General features: G+C 63.4%; 16 protein-coding genes. 10 read left to right on the forward strand and 6 right to left on the reverse strand.

From position 1 onward, the window contains the following. Positions 1-41 precede the first annotated feature (41 nt). The 9 genes from hflX (at position 42) to JSS95_16785 (ending at position 10,317) form a co-directional block, all read left to right on the forward strand. Positions 42-1,583 carry a GTPase HflX gene (hflX, locus tag JSS95_16745; GenBank protein ID MBS1801462.1) on the forward strand — a complete coding sequence of 514 codons (1,542 nt, stop codon included), beginning with the start codon at positions 42-44 and terminating at the stop codon, positions 1,581-1,583. A 533-nt stretch (positions 1,584-2,116) separates the two neighbouring features. Then, complete coding sequence (locus tag JSS95_16750; protein MBS1801463.1) at positions 2,117-2,581, forward strand: hypothetical protein; 465 nt, start codon at positions 2,117-2,119, stop codon at positions 2,579-2,581. Further along, a complete protein-coding gene (locus tag JSS95_16755) occupies positions 2,578-3,300 on the forward strand; it encodes an ATP synthase F0 subunit B (GenBank protein MBS1801464.1) in 723 nt (240 codons plus the stop codon). Before JSS95_16750 ends, JSS95_16755 begins: the two co-directional genes overlap by 4 nt. Then, positions 3,300-3,839, forward strand: coding sequence for an ATP synthase F1 subunit delta (atpH, locus tag JSS95_16760; GenBank protein ID MBS1801465.1), 540 nt, complete (start codon positions 3,300-3,302; stop codon positions 3,837-3,839). The genes JSS95_16755 and atpH overlap by 1 nt, the downstream gene beginning before the upstream one ends. Before the next feature lie 66 nt (positions 3,840-3,905). After that, entirely contained in the window at positions 3,906-5,447 is a 1,542-nt protein-coding gene (locus JSS95_16765) for a F0F1 ATP synthase subunit alpha (GenBank protein MBS1801466.1), read from the forward strand. Positions 5,448-5,450: 3 nt separating this feature from the next. Continuing rightward, entirely contained in the window at positions 5,451-6,527 is a 1,077-nt protein-coding gene (locus tag JSS95_16770) for a F0F1 ATP synthase subunit gamma (GenBank protein ID MBS1801467.1), read from the forward strand. Positions 6,528-6,811: 284 nt separating this feature from the next. Next, a complete protein-coding gene (gene atpD, locus JSS95_16775; protein MBS1801468.1) occupies positions 6,812-8,254 on the forward strand; it encodes a F0F1 ATP synthase subunit beta in 1,443 nt (480 codons plus the stop codon). 339 nt (positions 8,255-8,593) lie between these two features. Continuing rightward, complete coding sequence (gene atpC, locus JSS95_16780) at positions 8,594-9,025, forward strand: ATP synthase F1 subunit epsilon (protein MBS1801469.1); 432 nt, start codon at positions 8,594-8,596, stop codon at positions 9,023-9,025. A 410-nt stretch (positions 9,026-9,435) separates the two neighbouring features. Beyond that, positions 9,436-10,317: a hypothetical protein gene (locus tag JSS95_16785; GenBank protein MBS1801470.1), complete on the forward strand. Its 882-nt coding sequence runs from the start codon at positions 9,436-9,438 to the stop codon at positions 10,315-10,317. Positions 10,318-10,490: 173 nt separating this feature from the next. Here JSS95_16785 and aroE read toward each other — a convergent pair whose 3' ends face one another. Then, positions 10,491-12,269, reverse strand: coding sequence for a shikimate dehydrogenase (gene aroE, locus JSS95_16790; protein MBS1801471.1), 1,779 nt, complete (start codon positions 12,267-12,269; stop codon positions 10,491-10,493). Positions 12,270-12,431: 162 nt separating this feature from the next. Between aroE and pgeF the strand changes: the two genes are divergently transcribed. After that, a complete protein-coding gene (gene pgeF, locus JSS95_16795) occupies positions 12,432-13,265 on the forward strand; it encodes a peptidoglycan editing factor PgeF (GenBank protein ID MBS1801472.1) in 834 nt (277 codons plus the stop codon). 64 nt (positions 13,266-13,329) lie between these two features. On the opposite strand, the gene JSS95_16800 is transcribed toward pgeF, so the two are convergent. The 5 genes from JSS95_16800 to JSS95_16820 form a co-directional block, all read right to left on the reverse strand. Beyond that, positions 13,330-16,413, reverse strand: coding sequence for an efflux RND transporter permease subunit (locus tag JSS95_16800; protein MBS1801473.1), 3,084 nt, complete (start codon positions 16,411-16,413; stop codon positions 13,330-13,332). Positions 16,414-16,417: 4 nt separating this feature from the next. Then, complete coding sequence (locus tag JSS95_16805) at positions 16,418-17,524, reverse strand: efflux RND transporter periplasmic adaptor subunit (protein ID MBS1801474.1); 1,107 nt, start codon at positions 17,522-17,524, stop codon at positions 16,418-16,420. A gap of 8 nt (positions 17,525-17,532) precedes the next feature. Beyond that, a complete protein-coding gene (locus JSS95_16810; GenBank protein MBS1801475.1) occupies positions 17,533-18,813 on the reverse strand; it encodes a TolC family protein in 1,281 nt (426 codons plus the stop codon). Positions 18,814-18,885: 72 nt separating this feature from the next. Beyond that, positions 18,886-19,308 carry a hypothetical protein gene (locus JSS95_16815; GenBank protein ID MBS1801476.1) on the reverse strand — a complete coding sequence of 141 codons (423 nt, stop codon included), beginning with the start codon at positions 19,306-19,308 and terminating at the stop codon, positions 18,886-18,888. A gap of 52 nt (positions 19,309-19,360) precedes the next feature. Further along, positions 19,361-19,687 carry an integration host factor subunit beta gene (locus JSS95_16820; GenBank protein ID MBS1801477.1) on the reverse strand — a complete coding sequence of 109 codons (327 nt, stop codon included), beginning with the start codon at positions 19,685-19,687 and terminating at the stop codon, positions 19,361-19,363. Positions 19,688-19,802: the final 115 nt, after the last annotated feature.

Genomic DNA, 19,802 nt, shown 5'->3' on the forward strand with positions numbered 1-19,802 from the left:
CAGCCAGTCCACTGTAGCTGCTCCCGCTGCTGCCGCGGCCCATGTACCCGAGGTGGCTGGCGTCACCGGCCGGTAAGCCTGGGGCACGCACGTTTGATGGGATTGAAGAGGGTGTGAAGATCGCTTCGGTGAAAACTTCAAACGCCTCCAGGCGCACCCTGGTCGAAGCGCAACAGGCTTCGAGCTCGCGCGTTCAAGGTGTCTCTGCGCCCACGGAGCGCGCTGTCCTGGTCGCCGTGGAGTTTACAGGCGACCGCAAGAAACTGACGGCTGCCGCCGCGGAGGCGCGCAGGGCGGCGGCCGTTCTCGCTGCCTCCGAAGCCGAAGCCGCCGATCTCGCAACGCCCTCCGTCTCTCACCACGCCGGGCTCGACTTCGACGCCTCTCTCGCTGAATTTGAAGAGCTGGCACGAAGCGCAGGCGCCGAGATCGCAGCCACGTTAATCCAGCGGCGCGCCCGCCCCGATCCTGCTACGCTCGTCGGTCAGGGCAAGCTCGATGAGATCGCCGGAGTCACCGCCTCCACCGGGGCGGACCTCGTCCTCTTCGACCACGACCTGACCCCCTCGCAGTTGCGCAATCTCGAGGCGCGGCTCGACGTCCGCGTCATCGACCGGACGCAGTTGATCCTCGACATCTTCGCCCGCCACGCCCGCACCCGTGAGGGCCAGCTCCAGGTCGAACTCGCGCAGCTTGAGTACCAGCTTCCCCGCCTCGCCGGGCGAGGCAAGTCGATGAGTCAGCTGGGCGGCGGCATTGGCACGCGAGGCCCCGGCGAGACCCAGCTCGAGACCGACCGCCGCAAGATCAACCTCCGCATCGACCACGTCAAGCAGCAGCTTGAGTCCGTGCGCCGCATCCGCCGCCAACAGCGTCAGCGCCGCGAAGCTGTGCCCGTACCCGTCGTCGCCCTCGTCGGCTACACCAACGCAGGCAAGAGCACGCTCTTCAACGCCCTCACCGGCGCTGGCGTGCTTGAGTCCTCGCGCATGTTCGCCACGCTCGACCCCAAGCTCCGCCAGCTTCAGCTTCCATCACGTCGCAAAGTGCTTCTGTCCGACACTGTCGGCTTCATCCGCAATCTGCCGCACACCCTCGTCACCAGCTTCCGCGCCACACTCGAAGAGGTCGAGCGCGCCGAACTGCTCCTCCACGTCCGCGATGCTTCAAGTCCACTTCTCGATGAGCAGAAGGCGCAGGTTGAGCGCGTCCTCTCCGAGTTGGACACCGCCGGAAAGCCCGTCGTCGAGGTCATGAACAAGATCGACCTGCTGAATGAAAAAGACAGGCACGCGCTCGGCAACAAAGACCGCGTCCCTGTCTCGGGACTCGCGAATATCGGTCTGGACGACCTGCTCCGCGCCATCGACGACAGCCTGGTCGCCGACCCCGTCATCGAGATGGAGTTCCGCCTGCCGCAGTCCGAAGGAGCCGTAATCGCCGCACTGGAGGCCGGTGCCGTTGCCCTCGCCAAGCGGTTCGAGGGCAATCTCGTCTATCTCACCGCGCGAGGACCATCTTCGCTGCTCAACCGCTACCGCCGCTTCCGAACAACCGCTGCCCCCCATACCTTGTCATCCTGAGCGAAGCGACCAAAGGGAGCGCAGTCGAAGGACCTGCATCTTCCACGCAAACCGGATATCCCATAATCTGGCGGTCGTATCGCCGGATGCGGGACATTCGCGCAACGCGCGTACCTTCCAACCAGCCCGCATCTCCACGCAGGCAAACCAGCAACTTTGTCGGAGATTGAACCGGGAAGTGGACGATGAAAATCCATTCTTAACTACCATAGGCCGCCTGAGGGGGAGCGGAGGTGGTGTCCCCGGTCACGCGACCTATGTGACCCAGAAAATAGGGTCCGGGTGGTACCTACCAGTCTACGAGTTTCAGGCATAAAGTCAAAGATTCGTCACCTGCAAAAGCACTGCTCGAATATCGCACCATATGCCCGTTTATCGACGGGATTGTGTTTGACACTCCCGCGAATGCTTTGCTAAAACAAGATGTACCGCAATCTACAAACTGGCCAAAAACCGGAACGCTTTGAATGACTTTGCGCTGTTAGACCACTGGAAAGACAGCTTCTGAGCGGGCCTCCAGGCCGTACCCCTGCATGGACGTGATATTCAAACAACTCGGTGAACTTGTGCTCGGCTCTGTGCCGACGATGGTCCTTTTCATTCTGCTGGTCGTCGCCTATGGCGTCCTTGTGCGCCGTCCGCTCGACCGTGTCCTCGCCGACCGCCGCGCCCGCACGACAGGGGCTGTAGAGCAGGCCAAAGGCGCCATCGCCGCGGCAGAGGCCGAGACCTCCGCTTACGAAGAAAAACTGCGTAAAGCCAAGGCCGAGATCTTCGCCATGCGCGACGGCAAGGTGAAGCAGTGGAACGCCGAGCGCGACGCCGCCCTCGAGCAGGCGCGCCAGGGTGCGCAGGAGCGCGTCCGTGGAGCGAAGCAGGGAATCGAGCAAAGTGTGGCCGATGCGCGTATCCAGATTGAGGCTGCCAGCGTCGAGCTAAGCTCGCGCGTACTCGCGGCGGTCCTTCCCGCGCAGGTTGCCACGGAGGTGACGCGATGAAGCTCCGGCTGAAGCGCCTCCTTCCAGTCTTCGTTGTGGCAGTGCTGTTCGCTGCAGTCCCGGGCGAGCGTGCCGCTGCCCAGACCCCCGTCGTCCTTGCTCAGGCTGGTTACGAGAGCACTCCCGAGGCGAACTCCGCCGCGAAGGAGAAGCAGGAAGAGGACGAGAACGACGCGTACCGCCACTCGGCTGCCGTGAAGGCGATTGGAGCCAAACTCGGCCTCGACGCAGAGCAGGCGGCGACGGCGTTCACTGTCCTGAACTTTGCCGTCCTCGCGATCCTCGTTGGCTGGTTCCTGGCGAAATCGCTCCCCAAGACCTTCCGCGCCCGCAACGAGGCGATCCAGAAGCATCTCGTCGAGGCGCGCGCCGCCTCGCACGAAGCCAAAACGCGCCTGAGCGGTGTTGAAGCCCGCCTGGGCAAGCTCGATGAGCAGATCGCCACGCTCCGTGCGCAGGCCGAGAAAGATGCCATTGCCGACGAGCAGCGCATCAAGGCCTCCGTCGAAGAAGAGAAGCACAAGATACTCTCCGCCGCCGAGCAGGAGATCGCCGCCGCTACCGCCAACGCGCGCCGCCAGATTCAGCAGTACGCCGCCGATCTCGCGATCGACCAGGCAGCGAAGAAGCTCGTCGTCTCCGCCGAGACCGACCGTCTTCTCGTGCAGGACTTCGCCCGGCGCCTCGTCGGTGACGACGCCAAGGGAGGGCAGAACTGATGTCGGTCATTGCGCTCCGTTACGCCCACGCCTTCTCCGCGGTCGTCCAGTCGCAGAAGATCGACTCCGCCGCCGCGCAGCAGCAGTTGCGCGACTTCAGCGGCACCTTTGCCGGCAGCCGCGAGCTTCGCGACGTCCTGATGAACCCCGCGATCGCCGGCGACCAGAAGCTCAAGGTGCTCGACGCCCTCGCCGCGAAGATCGGTATGATGCCGCAGGTTCGCAACTTCGTCGCCGTCATCATGGACCATCAGCGGCTGGCCGAGCTCAACGACATCCTCGAGGAGTACCATGCAGTCGCCGACGAAGAGTCGGGGCTGGCCGAGGCGGAGATTACCAGCGCGCACGTCCTCGAGGGCGCCGATCGCGCGGAGCTTGAGGCGCAGGTGGCAAAGCTGGCCGGTGGCAGGGTTCGCGCCACCTACCGGCAGGACCCCTCGCTGCTGGGCGGCGCAATCGTGCGTATCGGTTCGACCGTCTATGACGGCTCCCTGCGCGCGCAGCTTCAGCAGTTGAAACAAAGGCTTGTCGGCGCATAAGGTTCAAGGCTGCGCTGAAGTTTCAGAAGCAAACAAGATCGATACGACGTACCGCAGAAGGAAGACATGGCACAGATCAACGCAGGTGAGATTACAGAGCTGCTTCGCCAGCAGATTGAGAACTACGAGCAGAAGATCCAGGTCGACGAGGTCGGCACCATCATCTCGCTCGGCGACGGTATCGCTCGCGTGCACGGCCTCGACAAGGTCATGGCCGGCGAGCTGATCGAGTTCCCCCACAACGTGGCCGGCCTCGCCATGAACCTGGACGAAGACCAGGTCGGCGCCGTGCTCCTCGGCGACTACACCGAGCTCAAGGAAGGCGACCAGGTCAAGCGTACCGGACGCATCATGTCCGTGCCCGTCGGCGAGGCCATGATCGGCCGCGTCGTCAACGCGCTTGGCCAGCCCATCGACGACAAGGGACCCATCAACACCGACCAGTTCCTCCCCGTCGAGCGCCTCGCTCCCGGCGTCATCGCGCGCCAGTCGGTGCGCGAGCCCATGGCAACCGGCATCAAGGCCATCGACACCATGATCCCGATCGGCCGCGGCCAGCGCGAGCTGATCATCGGCGATCGTCAGACCGGCAAGACCGCCATCGCGCTCGACACCATCATCAACTCGGCGAAGAACAACCTCATCTGCATCTACTGCGCCATCGGCCAGAAGCGCTCGTCGGTCGCGCAGGTCGTGCAGACGCTGGAAGAGAACGGCGCGCTGCCCTACACCATCATCGTCGCCGCCACGGCGTCGGAGCCCGCGCCGATGCAGTATCTCGCGCCCTTCGCAGCGACCGCCATTGGCGAGTACTTCCGCGACAACGGCAAGCACGCCCTGGTGATCTACGACGACCTCTCCAAGCACGCCGCCAGCTATCGCGAGATCTCGCTGCTCCTCCGCCGTCCCCCGGGACGCGAGGCCTACCCCGGCGACGTCTTCTATCTTCACTCGCGTCTGCTCGAGCGCAGCTCCAAGCTCTCCGACGAGAACGGCGGAGGTTCGCTCACCGCGCTCCCGATCATCGAGACCCAGGCCGGCGACGTCTCGGCTTACATTCCGACCAACGTCATCTCGATCACCGACGGCCAGATCTTCCTCGAGACCGACCTCTTCAACTCGGGCGTCCGTCCCGCCGTCAACGTCGGGCTTTCCGTCTCGCGTGTAGGCTTCTCGGCGGCCGTCAAGGCGACCAAGCAGGTCGGCGCGACGCTGAAGCTCGACCTCGCGCAGTACCGCGAGCTCGCCGCCTTCGCGCAGTTCGGCTCCGACCTCGACCCGGTGACGCAGCGTCAGCTCAACCGCGGCCAGCGCCTCACCGAGCTGTTGAAGCAGCCGCAGTTCCGCCCGCTCCCGTTCGAAAACCAGGTGGCGATCATCTTCGCCGGCGTCAACGGCCTGCTCGACGACGTCGCCGTCGCCGACCTGCGCGCCTTCGAGGACGGGCTCTATCCCTATCTCGAGTCGACCGGCTCCGTGCTCAAGGACATCGTCGCCAAGAAGCAGATCGACGACGACATCAAGGGCCGCCTCACCCAGTCCATCAAGGACTACAAGGCCGACTTCCTCGCCGCGCGCAAGGAGAAAGAGGCGGCTGCGGCCCGGTAAACCATGGCAAACGTACTCGATCTACGGCGTCGCATACGCAGCGTGAAGAACACGCGCCAGATCACCAAGGCCATGAAGATGGTCTCGGCGGCCAGGCTGCGCCGCGCCCAGGAGCGCGCGTTGCAGGCGCGTCCCTACGCGCAGATGATCTCGAACGTGCTCGAGTCGCTGGTGCGCCGCGCCGACCAGACCGACGTCATGCACCCTCTGCTGGTCGAGCGCGAGGAGAAGAACGTCCTCGTCCTCGTCATCGCCGGCGAAAAGGGATTCGCGGGAGCCTTCAACTCGAACATCGCCAAGGCGGCGCAGTCGTTCATCGCCGACCGTCGCGGCAAGGGCCAGAACGTCGACATCGAGACGGTCGGCCGCAAGGCGCGCGACCTGGTGGCGAAGCGCTACACCGCCGCCGTCTACGAAAAGAAGGAAGAGCGCTACGACAACGACCTCGCCACGCACTATGAGGTCATCCGTCACCGCGCCCAGCCCATCGAGGTCACCGGCGACCACGCCACCGTCCTCCAGCGCGTCGACATCGACGACGTCAGCGGCATCGCGCGCTCGATCGTCGACCGTTACACGCGCGCCGAGATCGACTCGGTCTACCTCGTCTACAACGAGTTCAAGTCCGTCATCGCCCAGCGCGTCGTCGTCGAAAAGCTCCTCCCCATCCGCAAGCTCGGCTCGCACGAGATCACGGTGGCCGAGGAGATGACCGAGGAGCAGAAGGAAGCCGCCGGCCACGCAGCAAAAACCGCCGGCGTCAGCCTGACGACCCCCGAGGAGTCCGTCGTCGAATCCGAGGCGAAGAAGTTCGGTACCGCCGAGGTGGATTACATCTTCGATCAGAAGCCGGAGCGTCTGTTCCGTCACCTGATGCCGCGCTACGTCACCACGCAGATCTTCCACGCCCTGCTGGAGTCGGTCGCCTCCGAGCACGCCGCACGCATGACCGCGATGGACTCTGCAACCAACAACGCAGGCGACATGATCGACGCGTACACGCTACAGATGAACCGTGTTCGCCAGGCAGCGATCACAAAGGAAATTATCGAGATTGTGAGCGGAGCAGCAGCTTTGTAACGGTTGTTAAGGGCGCGGCTGGTAGCCCAGGGCTTTAGCCTTGGGTCTCCGTGCCGAAGAAGCAGAGGGAACAACGGGGCTTGCCCCTGAGGTTTTGAAGTTCAGCTTCGTAAAGAAGTACCTGAAGATTTTTTGAAGTTCAGCAGTAAGAAGGTTTTGAAAGTTTAGCTTCTAGGTAGGCCAGGGCTTCAGCCCTGGCATTCTCGGGGCGCAAAAGAAAACGGGGCTTTAGCCCCTGGGGTATCCAAGGATACCCGCAGAAGTTCAGGAACACAGAGAGACCTATGGCAGAGAACATTGGAAAAGTAATCTCAATCAGCGGCCCGGCCGTCGACATTCAGTTCGAAGAGTCGAAGATGCCGGCCATCTACCAGGCCGTTCGCATCGTCAGCGAAGGCTTCAACGTGCCCGCTCCCATGGACGTCGTCGTTGAGGTGCAGCAGCATCTCGGCGAGGGCCGCGTGCGCTGCATCGCCATGGTGGCCACCGAAGGTCTTGTCCGCGGCATGAAGGCCATCGACACCGGCGCTCCCATCTCGGTGCCCGTGGGCCGCGAGACGCTCGGCCGCGTGCTCAACGTGCTCGGCGAGCCCGTCGACGAGCTCGGTCCCGTCAACGCGAAGAAGCGCATGCCTATCCACCGGCAGGCCCCCGCGTTCGACGAGCAGTCGACGAGCGAAGAGATGTTCGAGACTGGCATCAAGGTCATCGACCTCATCCAGCCGTTCTTGAAGGGCGGAAAGATCGGCCTCTTCGGCGGCGCAGGCGTCGGCAAGACCGTCGTCATTCAGGAGCTCATCAACAACGTCGCCTCCAAGCACGGCGGCTTCTCGGTCTTCGCAGGCGTCGGCGAGCGCACCCGCGAGGGCAACGACCTCTGGCACGAGTTCCAGGAGTCGGGCGTCATCGATCCCAGGGACTACAACAAGTCCAAGGCCGCGCTGATCTACGGCCAGATGACCGAGCCGCCGGGAGCACGTCTCCGCGTCGCGCTCACCGGCCTCACCGTCGCCGAGCACTTCCGTGACGAAGAGGGCGCAGACACGCTGCTCTTCATCGACAACATCTTCCGCTTCACGCAGGCCGGCTCCGAGGTCTCCACGCTGCTCGGCCGTATGCCTTCGGCCGTGGGTTACCAGCCGAACCTCGCGACCGAGATGGGTGAGCTCCAGGAGCGCATCACCTCCACCAAGAAGGGTTCTGTGACCTCGGTGCAGGCCGTCTACGTTCCCGCCGACGACCTTACCGACCCGGCGCCCGCGACGACCTTCGCCCACCTCGACGCCACCACCGTGCTCTCGCGTCCGCTGTCCGAGCTTGGCATCTACCCGGCCGTCGACCCGCTGGCCTCGACCTCGCGTATTCTTTCGCCTCGCGTCGTCGGCCAGGAGCACTACGACGTTGCCCAGGGCGTGAAGAAGATCCTGCAACGCTACAAGGACCTTCAGGACATCATCGCTATCCTCGGCATCGACGAGCTCTCGGAAGAGGACAAGATCACCGTGGCGCGCGCAAGAAAAGTCCAGCGCTTCCTCTCGCAGCCCTTCCACGTCGCCGAGATCTTCACCGGCATCCCCGGCGCTTACGTCAAGGTCGAGGACACCATCCGCTCCTTCAAGGAGATCATCGAGGGCAAGCACGACAGCATCCCCGAGCAGGCCTTCTACCTGAAGGGTGGCATCGAGGACGTCCTCGCCGCCGCCGAGAAGATGAAGCAGACCGTCTAACGATCGACGTTGGCGGCCGTCGCATGGCCGCCAGCTACGTTTCGCAGTTGTTGCACTTTTGAAGTCGCATCTTTGAAGTTGTTGCATCTTTAGGAGTCATTGCATCTTTAGAAGTTGTTGCAACGTTCGAGCATTGCTTTGATGGAGTTGTTGCTTCCAGGAATGCCAAGGCTTCAGCCTTGGCATTCTCTGGGGCCATCGAAGAAAAATGGGGCTTTAGCCCCTGGGGTTTCAAAACTGTTTTGTTAAGGGCACGGCTGGCAGCCCAGGGTTTTCGCCTTGGGTCTCCGTCCCGCAAAGAATCAAGCAAGAAAGGGGCTTTAGCCCCTGAGGTCCAAGATGGCTGAACAAAACCAATCCGGACTCCTCGCCGTCCGTCTCGTCACACCGGACCGCGTCCTCCTGGACGCGACCGCCGAGGCCGTCGAGCTTCCGTCGATGTCGGGCTACCTCGAGGCCCTCTACGGCCACGCACCGCTGCTCGCCGAGCTGAGCGCGGGGGAAGTCCGCCTGCACGGCGGCACCTCTGGCGACCAGAAATTCTTCGTCGCCTGGGGATTCGTCGAGGTGCTCCCGGAGCGTGTCACCATCCTCGCCGAGACGGCCATGCACCCCAACGAGATCAATGTCGCCGAGGCGAAGGAGGAGCTCGCCGAGGGCGAGAAGCTCTGGAACGAGGCCGGCGACGACGGCCAGAAGTACGACGAGGCCAACGCCATCACTCGCCAGGCAGAGGAGAAGATCGCCTCCGCCGAGCGCAACGGCCACTAGATTTCCCTGTTATACCTTTCCTTTCGAGAAGCCGCCCCTCACCGGGCGGCTCTTTTTTCTCGATAAAGGAAGCGCTGCCGCTAATGCGTGGGATGAACTCCATCTCACCCCGCCACGGTTTGTACTCTCACTTATTTGTCATCCTGAGCGGAGCTCGAACCTTATAACTCTCACTTATTTGTCATCCTGAGCGGAGCGTAGCGAAGTCGAAGGACCTGCATTTTGCATCGCTCGCCCGCCGCTGAATAGGCAGGCCCGCGTGTCATTCCGAGCGTAGCCGGGCAATCCCCGTATTCTGCCGAAGCAGCGATCCTCTCTCATTTTGGTAAGCGCCAATAACCGATTCCGCACCTCCGCTCTCAAGTCGTCCCCTCCCGCGCCGATAGGTGCGGGTAAGGACGGCACCTCACATGAAACCGCAGAGCAATCTTGCAGGCGCACTCGTCATCGCAATATCAGTCTTCTCAGCCTCGGCGCAGACACCAAACAGCCGAGACCCGCTCGTCGCTTCAACCGGCGTGCCGTCGCGCTTTATAACGGAGAGCCGCGACGCGTCGGCCGAAGCGGTCATCCGCCCGATGCCCGCCAGCCCCCCACGCACCTGGAGACCCTTCGCAACTCTCGGCATGGCCGCGCACGCCGGAATCAACGGGGCGGGGTTCGACGTCGCGGTTCCCGTAGCGCATAAGCTGAATGTTCGCGCGGGCGCGGACTTCTTCAGCTACTCGTTCTCCTTCCAGGAGGAGGGCGCGGACATCGGCGCCGCCTTTCGCCTGCGCTCCGGCCACGCGTCGCTCGACTGGTTTCCCTTCGGCGGCCGCTTCCGCATCAGTCCTTTGATGGTTTTTGCCAACAGCAACCAGGTCCGCGCCACCGCGCTCATTCCCTCGGGCAGCACCCTTTCGCTCAACGGGGGCGACTACATCAGCAGCTACACCGACCCTCTCCACGGCTCGGGCTCGGTCGGCTTCCGCAAGGTGGCTCCCGGTCTAAGCGTCGGCTTCGGCAACATGGTCCCGCGCACCCGCAGCCACGTCAGCTTCCCGGTCGAGGCGGGCTTCTACTACGCCGGCCAGCCAACCCTCAAGTTGGACTTCGCCGGCAGCGCCTGCGACCCGCAGTATCCGACCTCGATCGGGTGCCAGCCCGTCATGCAGGACCCCGGCTTCCAGAAGGACCTCGCGTCCTTCATCGCGCGCAACAACCACAACCTCAGCTACGCGTCCTTCTTCCCCATCTTCTCCGTCGGCGTCAGCTACTCGTTCGGCAACCAGCAGGGAAGGGTGCACTAGCCGGAGGAAGAGTCGAATGAGTCGGCGCTTCTACGGTCACAACACGCCGTTATGATGGCAACACGCAGCCATGCTCCGCCATGCAACCCGAATGGCGGTTCATCTCCCGATTGACTGAGAATGGCCCGGCAGATAGCGCCGGGCCTTCTGACCGCATCGTTCAGGTATCCGGTTCAGGCCTTCTTCTTCGTCTTTGCAGCTGAAGATGCCTTAGCGCCATTCTTCGACGGCACAGCCTTCGCTTGTGCAGCCTTCACGCCATTCTTAGCTGGCGCAGCCTTCGCCGGGACCGCCTTCTTTGTCTCCGTCTTTGCTGGCGCAGCCTTCGCCGGCTTGCCGTTCGCAGAGTTCGCAGCCTTCCCCGGCTTGGCCTCAGGCTCAGCCTGTGCCGCAGAAGCGGCCTCGGCCTGCTGCCTGAGCGCGTGGATCACGACCCGCAGCATCTCCTCCTCCGGAGCGGGCTTGCCTGTCCATATCTCGAACTGACGCGCGCCCTGCTGCACAAACATCTCCACGCCCGTGATGAAGGCGATGCCCTGCTGCCGTGCCATGCGGATCAGCGGCGTCTCGATCGGGTTGTACACCAGGTCGAAGACCAGCTTCGTGTTCAGGTCCTTCGCCTCGATCAGGTGCGCGCCCTTCTGTCCGGCCATGCCGATCGGAGTCGCGTTGATGACGACGTCGAACGCAGTCTTCGCGACGGCGTCCTTCTTGATCGTCTTCGCGCCCGCCTGCCGCGCCAGCTTCTGCGCCGTCTCGGGCGTACGGTTCAGGATGAAGACCTCGGCCCCGCGGTCGCGCAGTCCAAACACGGCGGCACGTGCAGCGCCTCCCGCGCCCAGCACCAGCGCCTTCGCGCCGCGCAGCGAGATGCGCTTCTCGAGCGGCCCCACAATTCCTGCGACGTCGGTGTTGAAGCCGTACAGCTTGCCGTCCTGCGCCCGCAGCACCGTATTGCACGCTCCGATCTTGGCTGAGAGGGGATCGGTGTTCTCCAGGTGCTCCATGATCTCCTGCTTGTGCGGCATCGTAATGCTCAGGCCCTGGATCGGGATCTCCTGCACCAGCTTCAACAGATCGCTCACCTTCGTCGCCTGCAACGCAAGATAGACGGCATTCACCGTCTCGCGGCGGAAGGCCGTGTTCATCATGATCGGCGACAGCGAGCTCTTGATCGGGTTCCCTGCAACGCCGTAGACCTTGGTCGCTGCGTCGACCTGGTCGATGCGGTAGGTCTCGATCAGCGTGCGTGCGGCAATCTGCCCCGGCCCTGTCTCCTCGCCCTGCGTGGCCGCGGCAAAGGTGAAGGTCGAACCCGCGCGCAGGCCCAGTACGCGCGAGATGATGCCCGCGTCGCCCATGCAGATGCCGATGATGTTCGCGTTCTCGTTCATGCGCTCGATGAAACGCATCAGCGTCACGTTGTCGGTCAGCGCCTTCGCCGTGGGGACGATCTTGAAGAAGTCCGGCTGAAAGGGCTGAATGCGCTCGTAGATCTTGTCGAGGTCTTTGGTCGCGTGGAAGTCGTGGTAGCTGACGATCACGGCGATACCGGTGTCGCGCAGCTTCTGCAACTCACCCTTCTTGAGCGCCTCGGCCGACTCCAGCTCCAGGTCCACCAGGTGAAAGCCCGCGCCGGCCGCCTTGCCGAGGATCTCCATCTCGTCGGCAACGCTGCCCGTGAACTTGCCTCCGTTCCCCGAGCGTCGACAGGTCGCGATGCCGACCGCGGCCGTGTTCTCCGCGAAGAAGTGCTTCAGCTTTGGCAATGCGGCCAGCGGCTTTTCCAGGTAGTCCAGCCGGAACTCGAGAAACGGCGTCTCCTTGACCACAGCGCTGGCCTTCTCGACCATCTCGGCGGCGGTTGACCCGATGATGGCGACGCATACCTTGCCAATCCGGGTACGTAGAAGCTGTGAAGCGGCGGTTTGAGTGGGCACGTTCGTTCTCATGTCTACAATCGGGGTATCTTACAGATAACGCGGTTTCGATGCAAATTTTTGTTGAAAGATAAGGTAGTTAGCGCTCTCTCGTCCAGCGACTCTTAGCCTTCCCTCATCAAACTGCCTGCGTGTGGGAAAGTCAACGGGCAAACGTCTTAGAATGAGGCAATTATGGTGGAAATCGAGAGTAAAAGCGTAGCCTCCTGGAAGAACTTCCCCTGGCTGCGTCACGGCTTCAGCACCCGGCAGGGCGGCGCGTCCGCCGCCTACGGTGGAAAAAGCCTCAACCTTGGCTGGACCAAGGAAGACGACCCCGCGCATGTGCGGCAGAACCGCGGCGCCTTCGTCCAGGCCGTCAGCCGGCCCGGCGAGCCGATGCAACTGGTGACCATCCGCCAGGTCCACTCCGGGGTAGTCAGGGTTGTCGGCGAGGAGGCGTTTCAAGGAACGCTGGAGACCTCCGAGGGCAAGGCCGTTCTCGAAGGCGATGGCCTGGTGACGAATGTGCTGGGAGTGCTTCTTGCGGTAGGAACGGCGGACTGCGTACCCGTCCTCGTCGTCGATCCCATCCACCGGGCCGTCGGAGCCTTTCACGCCGGATGGCGCGGCACCGTTGCCGGAATCGTGCAGCAGGGAATCGCCCTCATGCAGCAGCAGTACGGATCGCACCCCGGTGAGATGATGGCCGCCGTCGGTCCCTCCATCGGCGCCTGCTGCTACGCCGTGGGCGAAGAGGTGCGCCATCAGTTCGCCGCCCGCTTTCTCTACGCGCAGGACCTGTTCGTTTCGCGTTCCAACGATGGAGCGGCGCAGCTTTATGTCGACCTGTGGGAGGCCAACCGGCGCCAGCTCATCGACGCGGGCGCAGCCCCGGAGCGCGTCACCATGATCGGCGAGTGCACGGCATGTGCCCGCACCGCCAGCGGCGAGCGGCGATACTTCTCGCACCGCGCCGAGCGCGGCACAGCCGGCCGTATGTTGAATGCCATCGGCATCGCCCGATAGCGTACATCGTCTCATCGTGCAATCTCCCAGCGCCGGGATCCGCGCGCAAGCAACAGAACTGCGCCTACTCGCTCTCCACCTCGCCGATGTTCGAGATCGGATGCCCCGGCCGCCGCCTGAGCAGCAGCGGCATCACAAACAGGATGGCGATCACCGTCGTTACCATGCCTCCTACCACGACGCGGGCCAGCGGCTGCTGCGCCTGCGCTCCGATGCCGTGTGAGAGCGCTGCGGGCAGAAGTCCGAGACCGGCGGCCATGCACGCCATCACGACCGGCCGCATCTCGTCGACGCAGCCGTGTTCAAGTCCTTTGCCGTCCACGCTCTCGCGCTGCGCACGGCGCACGCCCGACATGAAGACCACCGCGCCCAGCGTCGCCACGCCGATCAGCGACGTAAAGCCGACCGCGGCCGAGATACTAAACGGCGTCCCGCTGACGAACAGCGAGACCGTCCCTCCCACCGCCGCGAAGGGAAGCGTCGCAAGCACGATCAGCGCGTCCTTCCACGTGCCGAACTGCGTGTAGAGCAGAATGACGATAATGGCCAGCGAAATGGGAATGATGAACGCGAGCCGCTTCTGCTCCTTGCGCAGCGAATCGAACTCGCCCGCCCACGTATAGTCGTAGCCGGTCGGCATCGGCACCTGCTGCTTCAGCTTCGCCTGCAACTCGGTGATCGTCGTCGCCAGGTCGCGTCCGCGCACGCTGAACTTGATGGGGATGTAGCGGCGTCCGCCCTCGCGGAAGATCTGGAAGCTGCCCTCTCGTATGGAGACCTCGGCGATCTGCCCCAGCGGAATGCGCGTGCCGTCGGCGGTGGGAATCAGGATCGCGCTGATGGCCTCGGGTGTCGAGCGGTTGATCTCCGGGTAGCGCACTGTCAGGTCGAACCGGCGGTCACCCTGGATGACCTGCGTCACCGGAGCGCCGCCGATCGCAGCCTGCACCACGGCGTTGATGTCGCCCGACAGAATGCCGTAGCGCGCGGCCTTGGCGCGGTCGATCTGGATCACCAGCGAAGGCTGTCCGCCCACTTTGAATACACCAACGTCGGCCGTGCCCGGCACAGACCTCATCACCGTCTCAATCTTGGTCGCCAGCGCGGTGAGCGTGTCGAGATCGTCGCCGAAGAGCTTCAACGAGTTCTCGCCCTTCACTCCCGACATGGCTTCTTCCACGTTGTCCTGGATGTTTTGTGAGAAGTTCAGCTCCATGCCCGGATAGCGCGACATGCGGCGGTTGATCTCGTCGATCAGCTTCGCCTTCGTCAGCCCCGGACGCCACTCCTCCTGCGGCTTCAGCGCGGCCGAGATCTCGATGTTGTTGAAGGTCGAGACGTCGGTGCCGTCGTCGGGCCGCCCCATCTGCGAAACCGTCTGCGTGACCTCCGGCGACTCCGCGATTACCGCGCGAAGCTTGTTGGCCAGGTCGGCCGACGTGTCGAACGAGATGTCCTGCGGCAGCGTCGCGCGAATCCACAGGTTGCCCTCTTCGAGCGGAGGCATGAACTCGCCGCCGACCAGCACGAAGCAGAGCACGCCCACGCCAAGCATCGCCGCCGCGCCGATCCACACCAGCGCCGGGACCCGCAGCACATGGTGCAGCGCCTTCTCGTAGTTGTTCTTCAGCAGGCGGCTCAGCCAGGTGTAGCCATCGCCGACCTTCTGCTCCGCCGGCGCGGTCATATAGCCGAGTACCGGAGCGAAGATCAGCGCGAACAGCAGCGCGCCCAGCAGCGCGAAACCATACGTCACTGACATCGGCGAGAAGATCTGTCCCGCGACACCTTGCATGGTGAACAGCGGGATAAATGCGATGAGGATGATGGCCGTCGAGAAGAGCACCGGCGTTGCGGCGTCGGTGACGCCTTCGACAATCAGGTCGCCCGTCTGCTCACCCGGAACGCGCCGCGACAGCTTGCGGTAGATGCTCTCGAGCACGATGATCGACGAGTCGACCAGAATGCCGAAGTCGATCGCGCCGATCGAGATCAGGTTCGCCGACCGCCCCGTGAGCACCATCATGCCGAAGGCGAACAGCACGGCGAAGGGAATCGTCACCGCCGCGATGAAGGTGATGCGCAGGTCGCCGAGCATCAGCAGCAGCACCAGCGTCACCAGCACCAGCCCCGTCGTGATGACCTCGCGGACCGTGTGTGTAGTGCGGTTGATCAGGTTCGTGCGGTCATAGATCGTGCTGATCTTCATCCCCGGAGGCAGCAGGCTGCCCGTGTTGAGATACGCGATCTTCTCCTTCAGCGCCTTGAGCGCGGGCAGCGACTTCTCTTCCTTCTGCAGCAGCACGATGCCGAGCACGATGTCGTTCTGCTTGTTGCGCCCCACCTGGCCCAGCCGAGGCTGTGCGCCCTCCGACACCTTGCCGACATCGCCGACGGTCACCGGAGCACCGTTCTTCTCCGCAACGACGATGTGCGCGATGTCGTCGGTCGAGTGAACCTGCCCCAGCGCGCGAATGTTGATGTTCTGGTTGCCAAGCTGGAGGTAGTTTCCTCCCGCGTTGGCGTTCGACGACTGAATCGCGTTGAGCACCTGCGGCAGCGTCACGCCGAAGGCGAGCAGCTTGTTGGGATCGGCCTCCACCTGGTACTGGCGCGTGGTGCCGCCGAAGGTGGTGATGTCGATGATGCCCGGCACCTGCTTCAACTCACGCCGTACCAGCCAGTCCTGCGTCGCCTTGATCTCATTGAGCGTGTAGCCGGGGCCGGTGAGCTGGTAGCGGAAGATCTCGCCGATCGGCGACCACGGCGAGAGCTGCGGTTGCAGATTGTTCGGCAGTTGCAGCGTCTGCAGGCGGTTCAGCACCTCCTGCCGGTCGCGGAAGTAGTCCGAGTCGAAGCTGAAGTAGAGCTTGACGTCCGACAGGCCGAAGATCGAGATCGAGCGCACCTGGTCGAGATGCGGCGTGCCGTTCAGCGTCGTCTCCACCGGCACGGTGACTTGCTGCTCCATCTCCTCGGCCGACCACGACGGGTTCTGCGTGATGATCTCGACCAGCGGTGGCGATGGGTCGGGGTACGCCTCGATGTCCAGCCGCGACAGCGCGAACGCGCCGGCAGCGAGCATCACCGCGAAGATGATGAGAATGATGGCGCGATAGCGTATGAAGAGTCGAATGAGCGATTGCACGCCGTCAGTCTCCGTTGGTGGGACGGAGCAGAGCTCCGCCGGCTGTGACGACCTTGTCGCCGTCGTTGATACCGCTCAGGACCTCGACGGTCTTCACCGTGCCCGACTCGAATGTGCGCCCGATGGTCACAGGACGCTGGTCGTACTTACCCGATGCGTTCTCCACGAACACCGACGTCTTGTCTCCCTCGTGCAATACGGCTGTCGCCGGAACGATCACAGCGCTGCGCACTGCTCCGGGAACGCGGATGGTGGCGAACATGTCGGCCTTCAGCGTGTGCTTCGGGTTCGGCAGAACGACGCGCAGTTTGAGCGTGTGCGTGTTCGGGTCAAGCGCGTCGCCGATGTTTGCCACGCGCCCGGTCAGCTTCAGGTCGGGATAGGCAGGCACAAGGACCTGTACCTCGCGTCCGGGCTTCACGCTGCTCAGGTCGCGCTCGAAGACGTCGCCGACGATCCATACCGAATCGATGTTGGCAATCGTCGCAATCGGCGCTGCGCTGTCGAGCGACCGCTGCATCTCGCCCGCAGCCGTGCCGATGTCCAGCACCACGCCCGAGATCGGCGCGCGCAGGGCGACCTCGTCGGAGTTGCTGTCCTCGGAGAAGCCCAGCTCGTGGATGCGCTGACGCGCGCGCTCCAACTCGGAGTGAGCCGTCTGGTTGGCTGCTTCAAGCTCGTAGTAGTCGGTCTGCGACAGCACATCGTGTTGCAGCAGGAGTTTTCCGCGCGTCAGTGCGCGGTCGGCGCGCAGCACCTCGATCTTTGCCTTCTCGAAGTCGGCTCGCGCAGCCGCGATGTCGCTGCTCTGAAGCGTGGCGACGACGGCGCCCTTGGCGACCTCCTGCCCCGGCAGAACGCGCAGCCCCAACATGCGCCCGCTCAGCGGAGGAAAGATGCGCACGACGTGCGACGGGTCTGCGGAGACGCGCGCGGGAATGTCGAGGTAGTCGGTGCTCTGCTGCACACGGGCAGCCATCGTCTCCACGCCGGCGTTGGCGGGCTGGTTCGCCTCGGCCGCCGGAGGAGCAGACGACTTGCACGCGGTCAGCGGCAGGCCCACGGCCGCAAGCAGGAGCAGGGAGTTGATTCGTATCGGAAGCGTCTTCATCGGTTCCTTCATGGCAGAATGTCCGTCGCCGTAGCGAAGCTGAGTTGGTGGAGCGCGAGCCAGACCTGCGCATTCGCGTTCAGGCCGCTGAGCCGCACCGCGCGATAGTCACGCAGCGCCGAAAGATAATCGAGCAGCGTCGAGTTGCCGTTGCGATAGCTGAACTGCAGGTTGTCGCGCACGCGCCCCGCCTCGTCGAGGTAGTGACCGTTGTAGCGCTGCGCCAGCCGCTGCGATGTCTCGAATGCCATCCACGCCAGATCCACATCGGAGACCACCTGGTTGCGCGCCGCGGTCACCGCCAGGCGGCTCGACTCCACCTCGTAGCGCGTGCGCGACTTCTCGCCCTGGTTGCGGTCGAAGATGCGCAGAGGAACGGCCACGCTCACGCCAAACGAGTTGTCGATACCGTTGCGGTCGTACTCGGTGGAGAGCGTGGGATCGGTCGTTCCGCCTGCAATGGCCAGCTTCGAATTGGCCTCCGCTGCCGTCAGCGCCTGTCGCGCCGCGAGGTAGTCGGGACGCGCGGCGAGCGCCTTGCTCTCGGCCTCAGTCTGCGTCAGCGGAATCGCCGGCGGATCGAGCGTGCCGGTTACATCGAGGTCTGGCGTTGGATGGTCGATGCCGAAGAGAAGCTGCAACTGCGTCGACGCCTGTTGCAAGGCCAGCCGCGCATTGTCGGCGTCGGCCTCAAACTGCGCCTGCTGCAGGTCGATGCGCTCGAAGTCGGTGCGCGTAATGTCGCCCGCGTCCAGGCGCGAACGGCTCAGGTCGACCGTCTTGCGGTAGTCGGTCAGGTTCTCTTCCGCCACAGCGAGCGAAGCCTTCGCCAGCAGCATGTTGGTAAAGGCACCGCGAACCGCGAGCACAAGCTGCCGCTGCTGGTCCTTGTAAAGGCTCTCGGTCGAGTCCGCCGTCGCCGTGGCGGAGTCGAGACGCCATCTGCGCTTCTCGCCGCGCTCGAACAGACGCGCGACATTGGCCGAGTAGAAGTACGGATTGCCGTTGGCTGCGGGAACCTCGGGCAGCGTCAAGCCCTGGCCGTAGAGCGTCAACACAGGGTTCTGACGCAATCCAGCAGTGATCTTGTTTGCCTGCACCGCAGCGACGTGCTGCTGTGCCGACAGCAGTGTCGGATTCGCAGCCAATGCTCGCGCAACCGCCTGCTGCAAGGTTAGCGGTACCGTTGCCGCCGCCGGTGTGGGTTGAGGAGCCTGTGCCACAAGCGCCGGTCCGGTGCAGGACAAAACGGCGGCAAGGGTCATGGCACGAAGAGGGTTCAGTGTCATGCCTACCTTCAGGTTGAAATACAGGTAAAAGATATCCCGGGAGAAGTCTCTACAACTTCGTACGAAAAGGGATCAGGCGGCCGAGAGCGCCGCGAAGGGTGGAGGCCGTATGCCGCCTGCCGCTCCAAACCCGTCCAGAAGCCTTCCGGCGCTGCGGCGCGGAACGGTCCGAGAAAGCAGGGAAGCAAGGAAGGCAAGACCGATAAAGAGCTGTGCCATCAGTGTTCCCATGTCCAGCATCGCCGTCTGCATCTGGTCCAGATGCAGCATGGAGATGTCGCCGCGCCGGACGAGGTGTTCCACCTCAACGGGACTGGTCATGGCGACCAGGTCGTCCGTCACCGAGATGACAGGCAGAAGGACGACGACAAGCAGCAGAAGAGCCACGAAGGCTCGTCCTGTCTTCAGGTTAGAGCGTGGTTTCGCGGCCGCCGTCCAGTGGACGATCAGCAGGAGCGAGAGGATGCACCATACAAGATTGAGAAAAAGCTCCACGCAGCATCAGTATAGCAAGCGGTCTCCTGTGATCTGCGAGACCGCTCTGCCACTACATTGCGGGTGGATGATGAGGATCGACGGCGGGCGAAGACTTCGCTCCATTGGGATTCACCAGGTCGCGAAGCTCTTTGGACGGCTTGAAGAACGGGACACGCTTGGCCGGCACGTCCACCTTTGCGCCGGTCTTGGGGTTCCTGCCCGTTCGCGCATTGCGCTGGCGGGTGCGGAAACTTCCGAAGCCGCGAATCTCGATCTTGTCACCCGATTTCAAAGCACCGATCACGGACTCGAACAGGGTATCGACGATAACCTCTCCGTCCCGGCGGGTCAGGTCACCGATGGCGGTTACTTTGTCGACAAGGTCAGCTTTGGTCATAAGTGGGATCCTTTCAATGCTTCGGGAGGGCTGAATAAGTACCGCAAAATGCCACAGTGCTGGAACAGAAACCCATGTTGATTATAAATGGGATGCAGGTTCCCGCAAAAAGGAA

The sequence above is a fragment of the Acidobacteriota bacterium genome, assembly GCA_018268895.1.
In the GTDB taxonomy this organism is placed as follows: domain Bacteria; phylum Acidobacteriota; class Terriglobia; order Terriglobales; family Acidobacteriaceae; genus Edaphobacter.